This is a genomic window from Acidiphilium rubrum, from assembly GCF_900156265.1.
GTDB lineage: Bacteria > Pseudomonadota > Alphaproteobacteria > Acetobacterales > Acetobacteraceae > Acidiphilium > Acidiphilium rubrum.
Genome location: NZ_FTNE01000005.1, coordinates 1 through 16943 on the forward strand (window position 1 = coordinate 1; position 16943 = coordinate 16943).

The window sequence follows — 16943 nt, forward strand, 5'->3', positions numbered from 1 at the left end:
GGCTCCTCGATCGTGCCGAGGAGACCCTACGTTCGACGATGGAGGTGGGCCAAAATTCGCCATCACTGCTGGGCCAAAATTCAGTAGCAAAGCCAGCCTTTCCGATATCGCGACATTGCCGTTCACCACCAAGGGCGATCTGCGGGCGCATTATCCGTTCGGCTTTTTCAGCGTCCCGATGGATCAGGTGCAGCGGGTCCACGCCTCATCCGGCACGACCGGCAAACCCACTGTTGTAGGGTATACGAAATCGGATATCGAAACCTGGGCGGCACTGGTCGCTCGCTCGATCGAGGTTGCCGGCGGCAAACCCGGCATGAAAATCCATGTCGCTTACGGCTATGGCCTGTTCACCGGCGGCCTTGGCGCGCATTATGGCGCCGAGGCGGCGGGCTGCACCGTGATCCCGATGTCCGGCGGGCAGACCGAAAAGCAGGTGCAGATGATCATTGATTTCCAGCCAGACATCATCATGGTCACGCCGAGCTATATGCTGACGATTCTCGATGAGTTCATCCGCCAGGGCATCGATCCTCGTTCGACCTCGCTGAAGATCGGTATTTTTGGCGCGGAACCCTGGACCGATGCGATGCGCGCGGAGATCGAGTCGGCCTTTCACATCGATGCGGTGGATATTTATGGCCTCTCGGAGGTCATGGGGCCGGGGGTTGCCAGCGAGGGGGCGGCCATGAAAGACGGGCCGACGATCTGGGAGGATCATTTTTACCCGGAGATCATCGATCCGGTGACGGGCGAGGTCTTGCCGGACGGGGCGGTTGGGGAGCTGGTTTTCACGTCGCTCACGAAACAGGCGATGCCGGTGATCCGCTATCGCACGCGCGACCTGACCTGCCTGTTGCCGGGGACTCTGCCAGGACCGTTGGGCGCGATGCGCCGAATGGGCCGGATCATGGGCCGGTCGGACGACATGATGATTATCCGCGGGGTTAACGTCTTTCCGACCCAGATCGAGGAATTGCTGTTCGAATGCGCTGGCCTGGCGCCCCATTATTATATCGAGCTGACCCGTCCCGACCGGATGGATGAGATCAAGGTTTGCGCGGAAGCCAAGGTCGATTGTCTCGATGAGGGGAGCATCGCCGCGCAAGGCAAAAAGCTGCGTGAGCTGATCAAGGGACGCATCGGCATTACGGCTGTGGTCGAGATCGTCATGCCGGGGACGATCGCGCGATCGCTGGGGAAGGTTCAGCGGATCAGGGATCTGCGCAAGCTGGCCGGATAGGGACGAGGCGATGGTATCGAACCGTAATTGTTGCTAATCCGGCAGGCCGCCCAGAAACATTTCGGTCGCAAGATCGGCGATCTTGCCCGCTTTCGTCGGACCGTTCGGGTCGAACCAGATATGGGTCCAGTTCAGCATCCCAAAGAACATCATGACGATTGGCCGGCGCAGCGCCGGGGATTTGGTGAGCTTTGGGCGGAGTTCGATCGTCAAACGGTCCACCACGTCCAGCAGATCGCGCTGGTGCTTGACGATGATCGCACGCCGCGGCGCGGGCAAATTTGGCAGCTCGTTCAGCAGGATCTTTTGGCTGGCCTGCGCGCCGCTATAAAGCCGCATCAGCGCGTGGGCGAGTGCGCGCAGCTTGGCATCCGCCGTGCCCTCGCCGGCTTCGATCCGTGTGGCCGCCTCGACGAGGGTTTGGACATGCGTGTCCATGACGTCGAACAGGATATCGTCCTTGGCGGGATAATAATGGTAGAGCAATGATTTCGAGATAGCACAGGAGTCCGCCAGCTCCGCGACGGAGGCGCCCAGGAAGCCCTTTTTGGCGTAGAGCAAGGCGGCGGCTGCCATGATGGCGTCGCGGCGCTTGTCGTAATCCGCCGATTGCGTTCTTGCCATGAACCAGTTGATCCCGGATGTTCAGTCACCCGGATTGATAGTCCGAACGGACGGGTTTTGCCACACCCCGCGGACGCGTAAAGACCGTTTCAAATCGCATCGATCGTCAGCGGATCGTGGCTCGCCACCGATGCGCCGGCACCGGCCGTGGCGGCATGGACCGCGCGGATGGCGGGGAGGGGCAGGGTGGTCCGGCGGTTACCAGGTGAGGGTGAAAGGCGGGGACGGGCGGGTGGTCGCGCTGTTTCAGGGGCTTGGCCGGATGATCGGGACAAAAGTGCTGCCGGACGCTTAAATTAATTGACCGATCGGTCGGGTTATCGTAGTTTCAAATCCGTCCGGAGGAGCAGGCGCATGGATACTGTCGAGCTGAGCAAACAGAATGACGTTTCGGCCATCGCGGCGGACGATGCGGGGCGGCACGCGGCGTTCGAGGCGCGCGTCGCGGCGGACGAGTTCATCGAGCCCAAGGACTGGATGCCGGAGGCGTATCGCAAGACGCTGATCCGGCAGATATCACAGCACGCGCATTCGGAAATTGTCGGGATGTTGCCGGAGGGCAACTGGCTGACGCGCGCACCCTCGCTGCGGCGCAAAGCGATTCTGCTGGCGAAAATCCAGGATGAATGCGGCCATGGGCTCTATTTGTATGCCGCGGCCGAAACATTGGGAGTGTCGCGCGACGAGATGACCGAAGCGCTGCATGCGGGGCGGGCGAAATACTCCACGATTTTCAATTACCCCACGCTGACCTGGGCGGATATCGGCGCCATTGGCTGGCTGGTGGATGGTGCGGCGATCTTGAACCAGGTGCCGCTGCAGCGCACCTCGTACGGGCCGTATGCGCGCGCGATGGTGCGCATCTGCAAGGAGGAGAGTTTCCACCAGCGCCAGGGCTATGAGAGCATGATGCAGCTGGCGAACGGCACGCCGGCGCAACAGCGCATGGCGCAGGATGCGCTGGACCGCTGGTGGTGGCCCTCGCTGATGATGTTCGGGCCACCGGATGACAACTCGCCGAACTCCGCGCAATCGATGCGCTGGCGGATCAAGCGCGATACCAATGACAAGCTGCGCCAGAAATTCATCGACGTGACGGTGCCGCAAGCGCAGGCCCTAGGGCTGACGATTCCCGATCCGGACCTGAAATGGAATCCGGCGCGCGAAAGCTATGATTATGGCGCGATCGATTGGGCGGAATTCTATGCCGTGGTGCGCGGCGAGGGACCGGTGGCGAAGGACCGGATCAAGGCGCGGATCGATGCCTGGGAGAGCCAGTCCTGGGTGCGCGAGGCCGCCATGGCGCATGAGGCCAAGCGGCAGAACAAGGCGGCGTGACATGAAAGAGGGTCTGCCGCTCTGGGAAGTTTTCGTGCGGGCCAAGGGCGGCCTGTCGCACCGGCATGTCGGCAGCGTGCACGCCGCCGACCCGAAAATGGCGGTTGATGCGGCGCGGGATGTTTATACCCGCCGGATGGAGGGGGTCAGTCTGTGGGTGGTGCCTTCGGCTGCGATCACCGCGTCCGACCCTGGCGACGCGGCCTGCCTGTTCGAGCCGGCGCAGGACAAGGTTTACCGGCATCCGACCTTCTATGTTGTGCCTGATAATGTGAAGCATATCTGATGGCGCACGATCTTGCTGTGCGGTTGGGTGACGACGCGCTGATTCTGGGCCACCGGCTGAGCGAATGGTGCGGCCATGCGCCGACGCTTGAGCTTGACCTGGCGCTGACCAATATCGGGCTCGACCTGATCGGACAGGCGCAGTTGTTCCTGGGACTGGCTGCGGCGGCGGAGGGCGAAGGGCGCGACGCGGATGCGCTGGCCTATCGGCGCACCGAGGATGCGTTCCAGAACTGTCTGCTGGCGGAACAGCCGAACGGCGATTTCGCGCGTACCATCGCGCGGCAGTTCCTGTTTTCCGCTTGGCAGGAATTGCTGCTCCGGCGGCTGGCGGATGCTGCGGACCAGGAGATCGCGGCGATCGCGGGCAAGGCGGTCAAGGAAGTCACCTACCATGCCAGCTTTGCCGCCGGCTGGGTGGTCCGGCTTGGCGACGGCACCGCCGAGAGCCATCAGCGCATGATCGCAGGGCTCGACTGGTGCTGGCGTTTTACCGGTGAGCTGTTCGAGGATGGTTGCGCGGCGCTGCGCACGGAATGGGATGCACGCGTGGATAAGGTGTTGGCGCAAGCCGGGCTTGACGCGCCTGAGCCGGTGCGCGGCATCACCGGCGGCAGGCGCGGGCGCCATTCCGAACATCTGGGGCATCTGCTGGCGCAGATGCAGTATCTGCCCCGAGCCTATCCGGATGCGGTGTGGTGAGCGCCACCATCGCGGAGCGGCTTGCGGCGCGGATTTATGAAATTCTGGGCGCGGTGCCGGACCCTGAGATTCCGGTGATTTCGGTAGTGGAGCTCGGTATTGTGCGCGCGGTGCGCGCCGGCGTACCGGCGGTGGTGGTGATCACCCCGACCTATTCCGGCTGCCCAGCGACGGTGGCGATCAACAAAGCGGTGCGCGCGGCGCTGGATGATGCCGGCTTGCGCGATGTCGTGGTCAAAACAGAATTGTCACCGGCCTGGACGACGGATTGGATATCTGATTCAGGGCGGGCGAAGCTGCTGGCCTACGGCATCGCGCCGCCGGAAACCACAGCAGAGCGCCGGGCTCGGCGGGATGCGGCGCCGGCGATCTGCCCGCAATGCGGTACGGGCAGAACCGCAGAGATCAGCCAGTTTGGCTCGACCCCGTGCAAGGCGCTGTGGCGCTGCCTTGAGTGTGCCGAGCCGTTCGACCGGTTCAAATGTATATAGCGGGCGCCATGGACAAACCGAAAACCAGTTTCCACGCGCTGACCGTGGCGGAGATCAGGCGCGAGACGCGTGATGCCGTCTCCATCCGTTTCGATGTGCCAGACGCGCTGGCGCCGCATTTCACATTCAAGGCCGGGCAGTATCTGACGCTGCGGGCGGAGATTGGCGGTGAGGATGTGCGCCGCAATTATTCGATCTGCGCGGCACCGGCGGAGGGCGCGCTGATGGTGGCGGTGAAAGCTGTGGCCGGCGGCAAATTCTCCACCTACGCCAACAATGTGCTGCAGCCGGGCGATCGGTTGGAGGTGATGCCGGCCTCCGGCCGTTTCACGGCGCCGTTCGGGGCAGAGCGGGCCTTGTCCTATGCGGCGTTCGCCGCCGGCTCCGGTATCACGCCGATCCTTTCGATCCTGAAAACCGTGCTGCACAGTGAGCCGGCAAGCCGCTTCAAATTGTTTTACGCCAACCGCCAGAGCGGGCAGATCATGTTCGCCGAGCAACTGGCCGCGCTCAAAAACCGCTACATGGACCGGCTGGAAATTTTCCACTTCCTCTCGATGGAAGAGGACGATGTGGCGCTGTTCAACGGCCGGCTGGACGCCCGAAAATGTGCGGAGATTGTCGGACTGTTGCTCGATCCAGCGGATTTGGACCAGGTTTTCATTTGCGGCCCGGAAGGGATGATGCTCGGCGCTGAGGCAGCACTGCTCGCGGCGGGCGTGCCGGCGGAGACGATCCTGCTGGAATTTTTTTTATCAGCCGGGCCAAGCACAGCGCAAAGCGAGAGCGCAGCAGCGGTGGTGCAAGCGGCGGCGGGGCGGCGGATGGGGATTTTGCTGGATGGCCGCAAATCGACGGTAGTGTTCGATGCCGCACTGGGGAATATCCTGGATAGCGTGCGCGCCGCCGGGATGCCGGCCCCGTTCGCCTGCAAAGGCGGGGTATGCGCGACCTGCCGGGCGAAGCTGGTTTCGGGCGAAGTGGATATGAAGGTGAACTATGGGCTGACGGCCGATGAGGTGACCCAAGGCTATATTCTAACCTGCCAGTCCGCTCCGCGCGGCGATGATGTGGTGATAAGCTATGATATGTAGGTTGGCCGAAGTGGGGTCATAACGCCCGCGCGGATCACCAGCGTTCGGTCAATCCCCGCCATGAGCGCAGGCGCAGTGGTCCCAAGGGCCGCCGCCGCTCCGGTTATCAATCGGTCTCGCTGCCGTGGCAGACGGGCCTGCTCCGCCGCCGTAAGGTCAAACCGGCCTTGTTCACCGCCGGGTCATCGGCGTTCGACGCCTTCGGATGAAGGGTTGCCGCGCCGCTCGATGCAGGTTATGATTCCCTGCGTGACCGCTTGTCGAGAAATCGTGCGATGCCATCCCGTGCGGCAGGGTCGGTCATGTTGCAGGCCATCGCTTCGCCCGCCACCTGATAGGCGGCCTCGGTGCCCAATTCCACCTGCCGGTAGAACTGTCTCTTGCCGATTTCGAGCGCCACCTTCGGTTTTTCGAGAATCCGCGCCACCAGTGCCTCGACCGCCGCATCCAGCGTAGCGTCCGGTACCGCATGGTTGATCAGGAACCGGCGCTCCGCCTCGGCCGCATCGATCATCTCGCCGGTCAACAGCATTTCCAGCGCCGGTTTGCGCGGCATTGTCCGGGCGAGGGCGACGCTGGGGGTCGAGCAGAACAGGCCGAGATTGATCCCCGACACCGCAAACCGTGCCGAAGCCGCGGCGATCGCCAGATCGCAGCTTGCCACAAGCTGGCACCCGGCCGCCGTCGCGATGCCCTGCACCTTGGCGATCACCGGCACCGGCAGCGCCTGCAACCCGAGCATCACCGCGCTGCACCGTTCGAACAGGTCGCGGTGCTCGGCCGCCTCGTGCCGCGCCATCATTTCATGCAGGTCATGCCCGGCCGAAAACGCCGCACCCCGGGCCGCGAGCACGACGACGCGCGCCGTCCGGTCCGCCGCGACGTGCCCGATCGCGCGCGTCAGCGCCGCGAGCAGATCATCCGACAGCGCGTTGTAGCGCCGGGGGCGGTTGAGCGTGAACGTCAGCACCCCGCGCGCATCGCGTTCGATCAGCAACGGTTCGGACGCAGTCTCGACAGCACCAAGGTCCATCGGCCAAGTATGCCAACCGGCGTCTCAGCCCGCAAGTTTCGGCGTCCGCCCCATCGTGAAGAACGCCGCGTTCGGCTGCATGAAGCTCATGTTCGCCAACCGGTTCGACAGGGCAAAAAATCCGGCGATCGCGCCGATATCCCAGATATCCTCATGGTCGAACCCCGCCTCGCGCAGCGCAGCATGATCCTGCGGCACAATTTCGTGCGAGCGCGTCGCCACCTTCATCGCATAGGCGATCATCGCGGACTGCCGTGCCGACAGTGCGGCTTTTCCCGGATTGACGGCGAGCCGGTCTGCGATCTCGGCGTCCTTGGCATAGATCCGCAGGAGTGCTCCGTGCGCCACAACGCAGTAAAGACAATGATTGGCGCCGGAGGTCGCAACGACGATCATCTCGCGCTCCGCCTTGCTGAGCCCGCCCGCGCGCAGCATCAAGGCGTCGTGGTAGGCAAAGAACGCCCTGAATTCATCCGGCCGATGCGCCAGCGCCAGAAACACGTTCGGTACGAATCCCGCCTTCTCCTGCACGGAAAGAATCCTGGCCCTCACATCAGCGGGCAGATCCACGATATCCGGCACGGCAAAGGCGCTGATCGGCGGTTCGCTCATGGTGCCGCGCTCCCGTCCCGCGCCCGCTCGCGGAGCGAAAACTTCTGGATCTTGCCGGTCGAGGTCTTCGGCAACTCGCCGAACACCACCCGTTTCGGCGCCTTGAACCGCGCCATCCGCGCGCGGCACCACTCGATGATCTCGGCCTCGCCCGCCGTCATGTCCGGCCGCAGGGTCACGAAGGCGCAGGGCACTTCGCCCCATTGCGGATCAGGGGCGGCAACCACGGCGGCTTCGAGCACCGCGGGATGTCGATACAGCACCGTCTCGACCTCGATGGTCGAAATATTCTCGCCCCCCGAAATGATGATGTCCTTCAGCCGGTCCTTGAGTTCGACATAACCATCCGGATGGATCACGCCGAGATCGCCGGAGGCGAACCATCCGTTCGCGAACGCGGCCTCGCTCGCTGCGGCATCCTTGAGATACCCCATCATGGTGATATTGCCGCGCATCCGCACCTCGCCCATGGTCACGCCATCGGCCGGCACCGCCGCCCCGGTCTCGCGGTCGAAGACGCCCAGCGCCTCCTGCACCGGATAGGTCACGCCCTGGCGCGCCCGCAACGCCGCGCGTTCGCTTTGGTCGCGCCCGTCCCACGCATCGTTCCAGGCGCAAACCGTCACCGGCCCGTAGGTCTCGGTCAGTCCATAGACATGCGACAACGCGATCCCCAGCGCCTCCATCCCCTCGATCACCGCGGCCGGCGGCGGCGCACCCGCCGTCATCATGCGCAACCCGCGATCGGCGAATTGGGCGCGAACGGCGGCCGGCGCGTTCAACATCATCCCCATCACCACCGGCGCGCCGCACAGGTGCGTGACGCCATGGGCGGCAACCGCCGCGCCGATCGATGCCGCATCCACCCGCCGCAGGCACACATGCGTGCCGCCCAGCAGCGTCACGGTCCAGGGAAAGCACCAGCCGTTGCAATGAAACATCGGCAGCGTCCACAGATAGACCGGGTGGTGCCCCATATCCCAGGTCACCGCATTGCCGAGGGCATTCAGATAGGCACCACGATGATGATAGACCACGCCCTTCGGCCGGCCCGTGGTGCCGGACGTATAATTCAGGCTGATCGCCGAAAACTCTTCGCCCGGCAGAACCGGCGTGAAACTCGCATCGCCCGATGCCAGCAGGTCCTCGTACTCGATGGCACCAAGCCGCGCCCCGTCCGGCACTGCGGCATCCGCGATATCCACCACGACCGGCGCCGCATCGCCGAGTTCCGCAAGCGCCGCGCGGATCACCGGCGCGAACTCGGTGTCGCTCAGCAACAGTTTCACCTCGCCATGGCGCAGACAATAGGCGATCGTGCCGGCATCGAGCCGCACGTTCAGCGTTGCCAGCACTGCGCCGGCCATCGGTACACCGAAATGCGCCTCCAGCAGCGCCGGCACGTTCGGTGCCATCACCGCAACGACATCCCCCGGCCCGATCCCCCGTGCCGCCAGCGCCGACGCCAGCCGCCGGCAGCGCGCCGCTGTTTCATGCCAGGTGAATCGAACCGTACCGTGAATGACGGCAACCCGCTCGGGCCAGACCGAAGCCGTTCGCCCGAGAAACGACAACGGTGTCAGCGCCTGGTAATTCGCCGCCCGCCGCGCAAGCCCGCTCGTGAAATCAGTCATCTGCTTACCTGTCCGTTATGCCGATCGCGCACCATACGGCGTGCGGGGGCTTTCCCTATCATCCCTTGTGATCCCAGACCGGTGTTTTAAAAAAGATAGATTTCAAAGTCCCTATCTTATCTCCCCATTCTATCGACTCCCCGCTTTGGCTGACCTCCGCCGGAGATCACTGATGGCATCGATAGAATGCCAGATACCGATCCACCTCCGACTGTCACACGGCTAGTTCTTTCGTGATCGACACTATTTCTGCTCCCCTGCTTCGTGCAGTTTCGCACATGCTATGCCATAGATTGCGCAGTGTTTTGAACCGCATGCCACCCAAATTACGGCGAACTTCACTCCGGAAATTCGCATATATCGCGATACCCACGGGCAGCTTAGTTTCAAAATATGGGCCTTGGCGGTTGATCAATCTTGTTCCTGGCGACTATGTTCATCGCAAAGATTATGGGTAGGCATGGCGATGGACATTCAGTATATCGATCACTTCACGATCCGAAGTCGACCGCAAGACGTTGATGCGCTGCGGGATTTTTATGGCGATGTGTTGGGTCTGCGTCCCGGCCTGCGACCTGATTTCAAGTTTCCCGGCTACTGGATGTATCTCGGTGACCGACCGGTGGTGCATATAGCTGGCTCGCTCCCAGTGGACGGACCTATGGCACCTAAAGGGCTCCCAGGATCCACCGGTCAGTTCGACCACGTTTCATTCCGCACCGGTGACCTCGATGCGGTACGAACGAAGCTCGATTCACTGGGTATCACGTATCAGGGTACCCCAGTTCCTGGATTCGACCTGTATCAGTTATTTTTCTACGACCCGGTCGGCCTGAAGGTCGAGCTTACTTTCGATGTTCGAAGGGACGGCGCTCTGCAAAATGTTACTGAGTCGAGATAACAGATATTATCGCGCGTAGTGGAATTATTCGGGGGGCTATCGCGGGATAAGCCGCACGCCGCGCATTGCCGAGTAACGTTGCCGTGGGCCAGATCGAGCGTTTCGGGCAGGGCAGGGGGGCCATGGAAGCAGAATTGAGGCTTTCCTGGTTCTGGGTGATCGGCTAGCATCGTTTCATGGCCGGAGAAAAACCTGCGGCCCACATGACCGACATGCACACCTGCCCGGAGAGTGACGGGCCAGTTCCGCATGTTGGGGGACCCATCCTCACCGGCTCGCCCAATGTGCTCATCGGTGGTCTGCCGGCGGCACGAGTGACCGACAAGGTGACATGCGTCGGACCGCCCGACATGGTCGCAGCGGGATCGCCCACTGTGCTGATCAACGGCCTGCCCGCGGCCCGCATGGGCGACCAGACCGCGCACGGCGGGGTGATCGTCGGTGGGCTCGGAACGGTGCTGATCGGCACGGCCGCCGGGCCGGCATCACCGCTTTAATCACAGGGTGTGGCGCTGGCAAAAGCGGCGCAGGATGGTGGCATTCCGTTCTGTGAGAAATGTACGAAATGACCGATCGCTGTCCGGTATGAACTTCGTCGAGTTGCGAGCGCAGCTATGGCCTGAGAACAGCGGCGCGTTAGGATCGATCCTTGCAGTAGTGGACGCTGCGCGTGATCCGAATATTCCGATCTACCTTTCAACTCTCGGCACGGCGGAGACCTGCCGGTGCTCGACCTCGAGGAGCGCCGGCCGTTGTTCGGACCGATCGCGGCACTGTGGACAGAAGATCCGGCCGGTGAACTGATCGAGCACCACGCGCCGATACCTGGTCCGGCGATCACCCTACCGATCGGCCTGTTCCCGATCCGTCCGCCGGTCATGGTGGCGCTGACCAATCGGGCCGAGCGGGTGATGGATCTGCGCATCGCGGGGTTTCTGCGCAAGGAATTGCCGGATCGGACCCAGAAGATCGAGCAGGCAAGGCTGCTCGCATGGATTGGCCGGATGCGCGGCCGTGCCGCGACCCATGGCGTCATCACCGAGCGCGGATTGATGAAATGGGTGCTGCTTGGCGTTTTCCTCGGCCAGGAGTTCGATGAAATACCGGCGATCCGGACTCTGTTGGACGGCGATTATCCCGACATCGATGGCGATCAGAGGCTGGGATTGCTGATCAACGAGCTCGGCGCTCAGACGGCGTGGAGCTGATCGATGGCCGGTGTTTTAATCGACCTAGCAATCGATGCGGTCGTTGAAGCTCTTGGGATTGATGCGCCCGAGGAGAGTATCGCTGCCGCCAAGCAGGCGGCGAAGATGGCGGCAACTGCGGCGCAACAGCGAGCGGGACCAGAGGCTTCCAAAGCGATTGCGCATCACGCGCCAAAAGCCGACGAGAAAGGCGCAAACAAACCGACCTCGGCGACCCAGTCCTGTCCGGTCAAGGCGGGTCAAAAAGGGCCTGGCGACGAGCCGCCAGATCAGAAAAAGCTGCAGAACAAGATCAAGAAACTCCGTGACGATTTGAAGCGGCGCTATGCGGAGATGCGCAAAGACCAGCACGATTTGTATAACAAGGCACGAACAGAAGAACAGGCCGACCCCAACAAGGGGTCGTGGGACGGACACATCAGGCAGTTTAAGCAAAAGCAGGGCGCGTTAAGAAAATTGTTGAATGAACCCCAGGCAAAAGAGTACATAATTTCTGATGATGCTTGGCAATGGGCGACCGAAGCCCCACCGGTTAAGCCAGCTCTCCCCTCCCCCCCTATGAACCCATGAGGAAAATCTCGAAATGAAAGCTCATGCCCCGGATCGTCAGGCTCTGATGCGTGACCTCGCGAGTAAGAACCGGGATACTTGGATCGAGGTGAAGTCAGAAATCCACTACGATGGCGGCGAATTGCCGGTCTGGTTTCTAGTCGCGAGTAAGGAAAAGGCTGTCGAGACCTGGGCAGTGTTTCTCAGCGTGGTGAAGCCGTATCTGGCAAAATGCCAGGAAACCGAATTCACTGTGTCGTTTCAGGAACTGGCGGGCGATCGGATGATCTGGTGGGGAATGGCTCAGGATGATGAAATTCGGGAAGAACAAGCCGCCAGCGAGGTTTTCAATTACTCAAGCGCTGAGGAAATTGGGCCAAACTATTCTGCCATCTTTGAGGCGGAAAAACGCTATCTGGCGGAGCGTGGCGCAAAGAAGGGGATGTGATCATTGTTTTGAAAGGGGCGGCGACACGAAAGTAGCGTTTACGGATCGTGGCGCGGTTGGAACGGTGTATCATCATAAGCCAGTTGCATAGTTCAAAAATTGTTAACGACGGCTGGTGGAAGCTTAACCAAGCAGCCAAACTGTCCGATCGGTCAGGACCGACTCATCCCCGCCTTGCCCACAGGTCGGCGGCTGCCCACAAGCTTCACAGCGCCACAGCAACCGAAGGATTGATTCTGAATTTGTTTCCGGGGATCATGTTCACCACAAACCGGGAAACTAGGTTTAGCTTATTCTCCCCCGGAACCTGTCCAACCTAGCGGCACCACCGCACTTGGCAGCTCGGACCACCCAAATGACGGTCAGCAAAATGCCACTTTGGACGATTGCCCCTGATGCATCTGCCACCCAGATGGCCGCGTTTGCGCTCCTCTGCCTCTGGATAGCATCTCTTTTGTTCGTCGTTCGGTCACCGCAGGTATGGGACGCCGGCGTGGCCTATGCGAAGCGGCACTTGGCGTCGCTGCCTCCCCCTTCGGCTCCCAAGCCCGGAAGAGGAAAACGGAAGAAACCAAACCAAAATATCCAGTCAACGGCTGGTAAACAGCGCGCACCCAGGGCGAAACAACGGCCCTCCGGCTCGTATGACTGGCCCCGGCCACTAAAACCCAGATCTCTAATTCGTCCGCCGATTACGAAATTGCACGACAGAGCTTTCCGACTTTTGGTGAGTATTTGGTGAGTTTTATTTTTCGTGCCCAGGCAGACACCTGATAACCCATTGATATATTGGCGGACCCGACGCGATTCGAACGCGTGACCTTTGCCTTCGGAGGGCAGTATCGGATGGCGACACAAGACGAAATAGATCGCCAATAATCGCCATATTTGCTGCATCTGTCTATTTCTGTCTTTACAAGTCGACTTATTACGCGGTAGCTATCGGGTGAAACAGACCGAAAGCCACCGACTGATGCCTCGCCAAAGGATCACTGCCGGGTCACTAGAATCGCTGCCTCCCAAGGTGACGATCTTTGATGACCTGGTGCTCGGCTTCGGCGCACGACGCCAGACTGAGGGTGGTGAGGTCACGTTCATTTTCAAAACCAAGGTAGCTGGCACCGGCAAGCAAGTTTTCATCACCATCGGCAAATACCGTCGTGGCGATTGGACGATCGCAGAGGCACGCGCCAAGGCCGCTGAGCTGCGTCATGACGTGCGCCGCGGGATAGACCCCACGGCGCACAAGAAGGCGATGAAGGCCGAAATGACCGTTGCTGAACTATGCGACGCCTATATGGACGCGGCGCCGTCATTGCTGCTCGCCAGCGCTGGCCGGGCCAAGAAGGAGTCAACCCTCGCCACCGACAAGAGCCGCATTGATGCCCATATCAAGCCGCTGCTCGGCAGCAAGCGCGTTTCCGAAGTGACGACTGCCGACATCGAAACCTTCCTGCACCGGGTGGCAAAGGGCGACACGGCGAAGCCGCGCGCGGCATCGGGCCGCGGAAATCCGGCGACGGGAGGGAAGGGCACCGCAAGCCGCACCGTTGGCCTCATCGGGGCAATTTTCAGCTACGCGGTGAAGCGCAAGCTGAGACCGGACAATCCTGCCCGCGGCGTGGTGCGGTTTAAGGACGGGCGGCGAGATCGCCGGTTTTCCGCCGATGAATATCTGATGCTAGGCGATGGGCTGACCAAGGCTGAGGCGACATCCCCGATTGCCGTGGCGTGCATCCGCTTCCTGGCGTTGACAGGGTGGCGGCGGGGGGAGGCTGTGAAACTTCGTTGGTCGGAGGTCGACGCAGGCCGGCGCACTGCGACCCTGGCAGATTCCAAGACTGGCAGATCAGTGCGCCCGCTGTCCCGGCCCGCTCTCGACGTTCTTGCCACCGTTTCGCGTCGGTTCGGCTGCGATTGGGTTTTTCCGGCCTCGGTGATGAACGGGCCGATCGGAAGCCTCCCCCGTGATTGGCGGCGCATCGCTACATCGGCCGGGTTGCCGGCTGATCTGTTGCCGAACACCCTGCGGCACAGCTTCGCATCCGTGGCCAGCGATGAAGGAATGAGCGAGGCGACGATCGCCGGCATGATCGGGCACAAACTCGGCTCGATCACCAGCCGCTACACTCACACCGCTGACGCCGCGCTGCTCGCGTCTGCCGACAAGGTTGCCGGCGAAGTGCAGCGCATGATGGGCGTTGCAAAACCAGATTCCGAGGTGGTGCAGTTGCGCCGCTGAGGCTTACGCGCCGGCCGGTTGCCGGTGAAGGGGTGGCGAGCGAGGGCTGGAACCCTCGCTCGCCGTGATCCCGAAAACGAGTGGAGACTTCGATGCACAGGATCAGTCCTGAGACTACCACAAAAATTGCGGCGAACAACAACTCACCGAGCCTGAGCGCGATCAAGGCGCTCATGGATCGGCACGTATCGGAGTTGAAAGCCCTGGCCAGCTCACCCGGTGAGCGTGTCATCCTGGCCCAGATGGCTTGCACTGCCATCGAGCGCGGCTTGTGCGGGGTGCAATCATGAGCGCGAACATCAGCAGCCCAGTCGACGCCATCGACGGCCTCGCCCTGCGCGACGCCCGCGACACCTTGGCCGAAATCAAACGCGGCATCACGGTGCTGCGCTTTGCACTGGATGCCCTGCAATTTCATGTCGAGAATATGGGTGCTCAGATCGACCCGATCCCGCCATCCTCTTTGATCGGGGAGAACCGGTCATGAACCGCCGCCGCACCCTCGCCGCCCTCGCCGCTGGCACCGCCGCTGCACTGGTGGCGCCGATCGCCGCTCACGCCAGCAATCCCGATGCCGAACTTATCGCCTTGTGCGCCCGCTTCGACGCGAACGAGCGGCGCTACCTCACGCTCTACACTGACGATATCCCGATAGAGGATGAGGCCGCGCGCGATGCTTTGGCAGAGCCGATTCAGGCCGAGCAGCGCGACCTTGCCGAACGGATCACCAGCTATCGCATCACGACACTTGCGGGATTCGCGGCGGTGGCGCGGAGTCTTGGCTTATGGGATTCGACCATCGGCGAGCCATCGGAGCACAGCGGCATAGACGAGCAGCTTGTCGCGATGCTGGTCCGGGACGCGAGGGCAATGTCATGACACGTCAATCAACCACGAACGATATGTTCGACGTGTTGTGCCAGATCGGCGAGGTCGCCGGCATCCTGCAGGACATCGCCGCGCGGGAGATCAGCGAAAACAAGCCCATCGCCGGTACCGCCGTTTCGATGCTCGGCCGCCTGATCGCCGGACATGTGGAGCGCGGCATGGAGTTTACACCGGACCGAGCGGTGATTGCTCCCGATCCGAAACCGACGCCGAAACCCGACGCCGAAACGGAAGTCGGCGCCGCAGCGCTCATCACCGGCCACGATTACACCGCCCGGGCGGATTCAGCTTGGCCTGGTGGCCTGGATTTGCGGGGGCTGCATGGCGCGCTGTCCGGGGTGGTGACGTGCTTGTGCGCCCTGCAGGACATGGCCGCTGGCGTTGATCTAGATGGCGATGCGTTCGAGCCTGCGCTTGCCACACTGACCCCTTGGCGCGACCGGACGCTTGCGGCGCGGGACCAGCTTGAGGCTCAAGCATGAGCGGCGGAGAGAATGGCGGGGCGAAAGCCCCGCCCGACCTCAATGCCGAACAGCTCGAGCGTTTTAGGGAGATAACCGGGCAAAACCTCCCCGGCCCGCGAATGATTGACTATCCTGATGATCTCGAGGCCATCCGGCGCATCGCCGAAATCAACGCGGAATTCGAGCGTCGTAGTGACGTGATCATGAGAGTTTTCCGCAAAATTCGGCTTCGCAACCGTCATCTGGAGCAGAGCATCCCCGAGGTCGCGGCGCGGTATGCGTACATCAATCTGCCTCCCCCGCCGCCGGTCAGACTTCCGCCTGGGACCACAACCATCCCCGCAGAACCGATGCCCCCGAAGGTTCGAGAGCAAGTCGAGAGGCTTGCGCGCGCGACAACGCCCCGCACCGTTGAGCAAGCCCTTGCTGGGATGTCACCCGCGGCACTGCACGAAGTGCCTACCGCTATTTTCGCAAAAATCGATGTCGACCAGGGCCTGAGAATTTCGCGTGAACGCGCCGAATCGTTGCGGAAAATCGCCGCGGCGGCGGCCAAGGTCGTTGATCAAAAGCGATCGAAGCGCGGAAGCCGAGGCAACCGTAACGCCCGAAGCCTTGCCAGCATGCTTCAGCGGGACTTGCTCCGCCTAACAGGCGAGAGTCACATAAAATCAGAGAGCCCATCGGGCCGCTATTCCGGAATATTTGTAGACCTACTCACGGTGATTCTTGCCGCTACCGGTATTGAGGCAAGCGCTTCTGAGATCGCGCGATCGGTCAAGCTGGGGCCGCGTAAAAGGGCTGAGGCGCGTGAAGTCAAAACGACATCGCAACGCTCGGAAAATTAACCTCAATCCGCTTTGCATCTTTCTGGGTTGCCCCAGTATTTAGATGGTCGCACGTAGACAAGGAGCGACTTATGTTAAATCAAGACGAGCTGTTGGGCCGCAAGGAAGCTGCGCAATATCTGCGCATTTGCGAGCGGACTCTCGACCGAATCCCCCATATTCCGCGCGTCAAGATCGGTCAGAGGCGCATCATGTTCCGTCGCGCCGATCTAGCGGATTACATTGCTGACCGCACCGAAACCCGCACCGCCGCCTAACGAAAAACCCCCACCGGCGGCGACCGGCAGGGGCTGAAAATCCAAGGCGACAACAACGAAGCCTATCTAGAGATTTTCCGCA

Annotated in this window: 22 protein-coding genes; 18 read left to right on the plus strand and 4 right to left on the minus strand. The window is 61.8% G+C overall.

The annotated features are described in order from the left end of the window. Positions 1-115 precede the first annotated feature (115 nt). The gene (locus BW994_RS05050) at positions 116-1243 is read left to right on the plus strand and encodes an AMP-binding protein (protein ID WP_456303718.1); all 1128 of its coding nucleotides are present in this window, start codon (positions 116-118) and stop codon (positions 1241-1243) included. Between the two features lie 33 nt (positions 1244-1276). On the opposite strand, the gene BW994_RS05055 is transcribed toward BW994_RS05050, so the two are convergent. Further along, on the minus strand, positions 1277-1867 hold the full coding sequence (locus BW994_RS05055; protein WP_029313041.1) for a TetR/AcrR family transcriptional regulator: 591 nt from the start codon (positions 1865-1867) through the stop codon (positions 1277-1279). Between the two features lie 354 nt (positions 1868-2221). Between BW994_RS05055 and paaA the strand changes: the two genes are divergently transcribed. The 5 genes from paaA to paaE are packed head-to-tail and all read left to right on the plus strand — an operon-like array spanning position 2222 to position 5777. Further along, positions 2222-3205: a 1,2-phenylacetyl-CoA epoxidase subunit PaaA gene (gene paaA / locus BW994_RS05060; RefSeq protein WP_029313042.1), complete on the plus strand. Its 984-nt coding sequence runs from the start codon at positions 2222-2224 to the stop codon at positions 3203-3205. A 1-nt stretch (position 3206) separates the two neighbouring features. Then, positions 3207-3491 (plus strand): 1,2-phenylacetyl-CoA epoxidase subunit PaaB, encoded by a 285-nt coding sequence (gene paaB, locus BW994_RS05065; RefSeq protein WP_029313043.1) that lies wholly within the window; start codon positions 3207-3209, stop codon positions 3489-3491. Next, positions 3491-4192, plus strand: coding sequence for a 1,2-phenylacetyl-CoA epoxidase subunit PaaC (paaC, locus tag BW994_RS05070; protein ID WP_029313044.1), 702 nt, complete (start codon positions 3491-3493; stop codon positions 4190-4192). The genes paaB and paaC overlap by 1 nt, the downstream gene beginning before the upstream one ends. Beyond that, positions 4189-4683 carry a 1,2-phenylacetyl-CoA epoxidase subunit PaaD gene (gene paaD / locus BW994_RS05075; RefSeq protein ID WP_029313045.1) on the plus strand — a complete coding sequence of 165 codons (495 nt, stop codon included), beginning with the start codon at positions 4189-4191 and terminating at the stop codon, positions 4681-4683. Before paaC ends, paaD begins: the two co-directional genes overlap by 4 nt. Before the next feature lie 8 nt (positions 4684-4691). Next, positions 4692-5777 (plus strand): 1,2-phenylacetyl-CoA epoxidase subunit PaaE, encoded by a 1086-nt coding sequence (paaE, locus tag BW994_RS05080; protein ID WP_076454391.1) that lies wholly within the window; start codon positions 4692-4694, stop codon positions 5775-5777. 235 nt (positions 5778-6012) lie between these two features. On the opposite strand, the gene BW994_RS05085 is transcribed toward paaE, so the two are convergent. From BW994_RS05085 to BW994_RS05095, 3 genes are read right to left on the minus strand one after another with little or no spacing between them, the layout of a single operon-like run. Then, positions 6013-6810: an enoyl-CoA hydratase gene (locus tag BW994_RS05085; RefSeq protein WP_029313047.1), complete on the minus strand. Its 798-nt coding sequence runs from the start codon at positions 6808-6810 to the stop codon at positions 6013-6015. Between the two features lie 24 nt (positions 6811-6834). Beyond that, a complete protein-coding gene (locus BW994_RS05090; protein ID WP_029313048.1) occupies positions 6835-7422 on the minus strand; it encodes a peroxidase-related enzyme in 588 nt (195 codons plus the stop codon). After that, entirely contained in the window at positions 7419-9056 is a 1638-nt protein-coding gene (locus BW994_RS05095) for an acyl-CoA synthetase (protein WP_029313049.1), read from the minus strand. Before BW994_RS05095 ends, BW994_RS05090 begins: the two co-directional genes overlap by 4 nt. Positions 9057-9516: 460 nt before the next feature. On the opposite strand from BW994_RS05095, the gene BW994_RS05100 reads away from it, so the two are divergent. The 12 genes from BW994_RS05100 (at position 9517) to BW994_RS05155 (ending at position 16861) form a co-directional block, all read left to right on the plus strand. Then, the gene (locus BW994_RS05100; protein ID WP_051657526.1) at positions 9517-9957 is read left to right on the plus strand and encodes a VOC family protein; all 441 of its coding nucleotides are present in this window, start codon (positions 9517-9519) and stop codon (positions 9955-9957) included. 203 nt (positions 9958-10160) lie between these two features. Beyond that, on the plus strand, positions 10161-10454 hold the full coding sequence (locus tag BW994_RS05105; protein ID WP_245594187.1) for a PAAR domain-containing protein: 294 nt from the start codon (positions 10161-10163) through the stop codon (positions 10452-10454). 228 nt (positions 10455-10682) lie between these two features. After that, positions 10683-11165, plus strand: a complete 483-nt coding sequence (locus BW994_RS05110) for a hypothetical protein (RefSeq protein WP_029313052.1) — start codon at positions 10683-10685, stop codon at positions 11163-11165. 3 nt (positions 11166-11168) lie between these two features. Then, a complete protein-coding gene (locus tag BW994_RS05115; protein WP_029313053.1) occupies positions 11169-11735 on the plus strand; it encodes a hypothetical protein in 567 nt (188 codons plus the stop codon). Positions 11736-11748: 13 nt separating this feature from the next. Then, complete coding sequence (locus BW994_RS05120) at positions 11749-12162, plus strand: hypothetical protein (RefSeq protein ID WP_139333996.1); 414 nt, start codon at positions 11749-11751, stop codon at positions 12160-12162. 946 nt (positions 12163-13108) lie between these two features. Beyond that, a complete protein-coding gene (locus BW994_RS05125) occupies positions 13109-14404 on the plus strand; it encodes a tyrosine-type recombinase/integrase (RefSeq protein ID WP_081849175.1) in 1296 nt (431 codons plus the stop codon). Between the two features lie 92 nt (positions 14405-14496). Next, positions 14497-14694 (plus strand): hypothetical protein, encoded by a 198-nt coding sequence (locus BW994_RS05130; RefSeq protein ID WP_029313056.1) that lies wholly within the window; start codon positions 14497-14499, stop codon positions 14692-14694. Continuing rightward, the gene (locus BW994_RS05135; protein ID WP_029313057.1) at positions 14691-14891 is read left to right on the plus strand and encodes a hypothetical protein; all 201 of its coding nucleotides are present in this window, start codon (positions 14691-14693) and stop codon (positions 14889-14891) included. The genes BW994_RS05130 and BW994_RS05135 overlap by 4 nt, the downstream gene beginning before the upstream one ends. Next, positions 14888-15283, plus strand: a complete 396-nt coding sequence (locus tag BW994_RS05140; RefSeq protein ID WP_029313058.1) for a hypothetical protein — start codon at positions 14888-14890, stop codon at positions 15281-15283. The genes BW994_RS05135 and BW994_RS05140 overlap by 4 nt, the downstream gene beginning before the upstream one ends. 23 nt (positions 15284-15306) lie before the next feature. Further along, positions 15307-15774: a hypothetical protein gene (locus BW994_RS05145; protein ID WP_035229914.1), complete on the plus strand. Its 468-nt coding sequence runs from the start codon at positions 15307-15309 to the stop codon at positions 15772-15774. After that, complete coding sequence (locus BW994_RS05150) at positions 15771-16604, plus strand: hypothetical protein (RefSeq protein ID WP_029313060.1); 834 nt, start codon at positions 15771-15773, stop codon at positions 16602-16604. Before BW994_RS05145 ends, BW994_RS05150 begins: the two co-directional genes overlap by 4 nt. Positions 16605-16675: 71 nt before the next feature. Then, positions 16676-16861 (plus strand): helix-turn-helix transcriptional regulator, encoded by a 186-nt coding sequence (locus tag BW994_RS05155; protein WP_029313061.1) that lies wholly within the window; start codon positions 16676-16678, stop codon positions 16859-16861. The last annotated feature ends 82 nt before the right edge of the window (positions 16862-16943 follow it).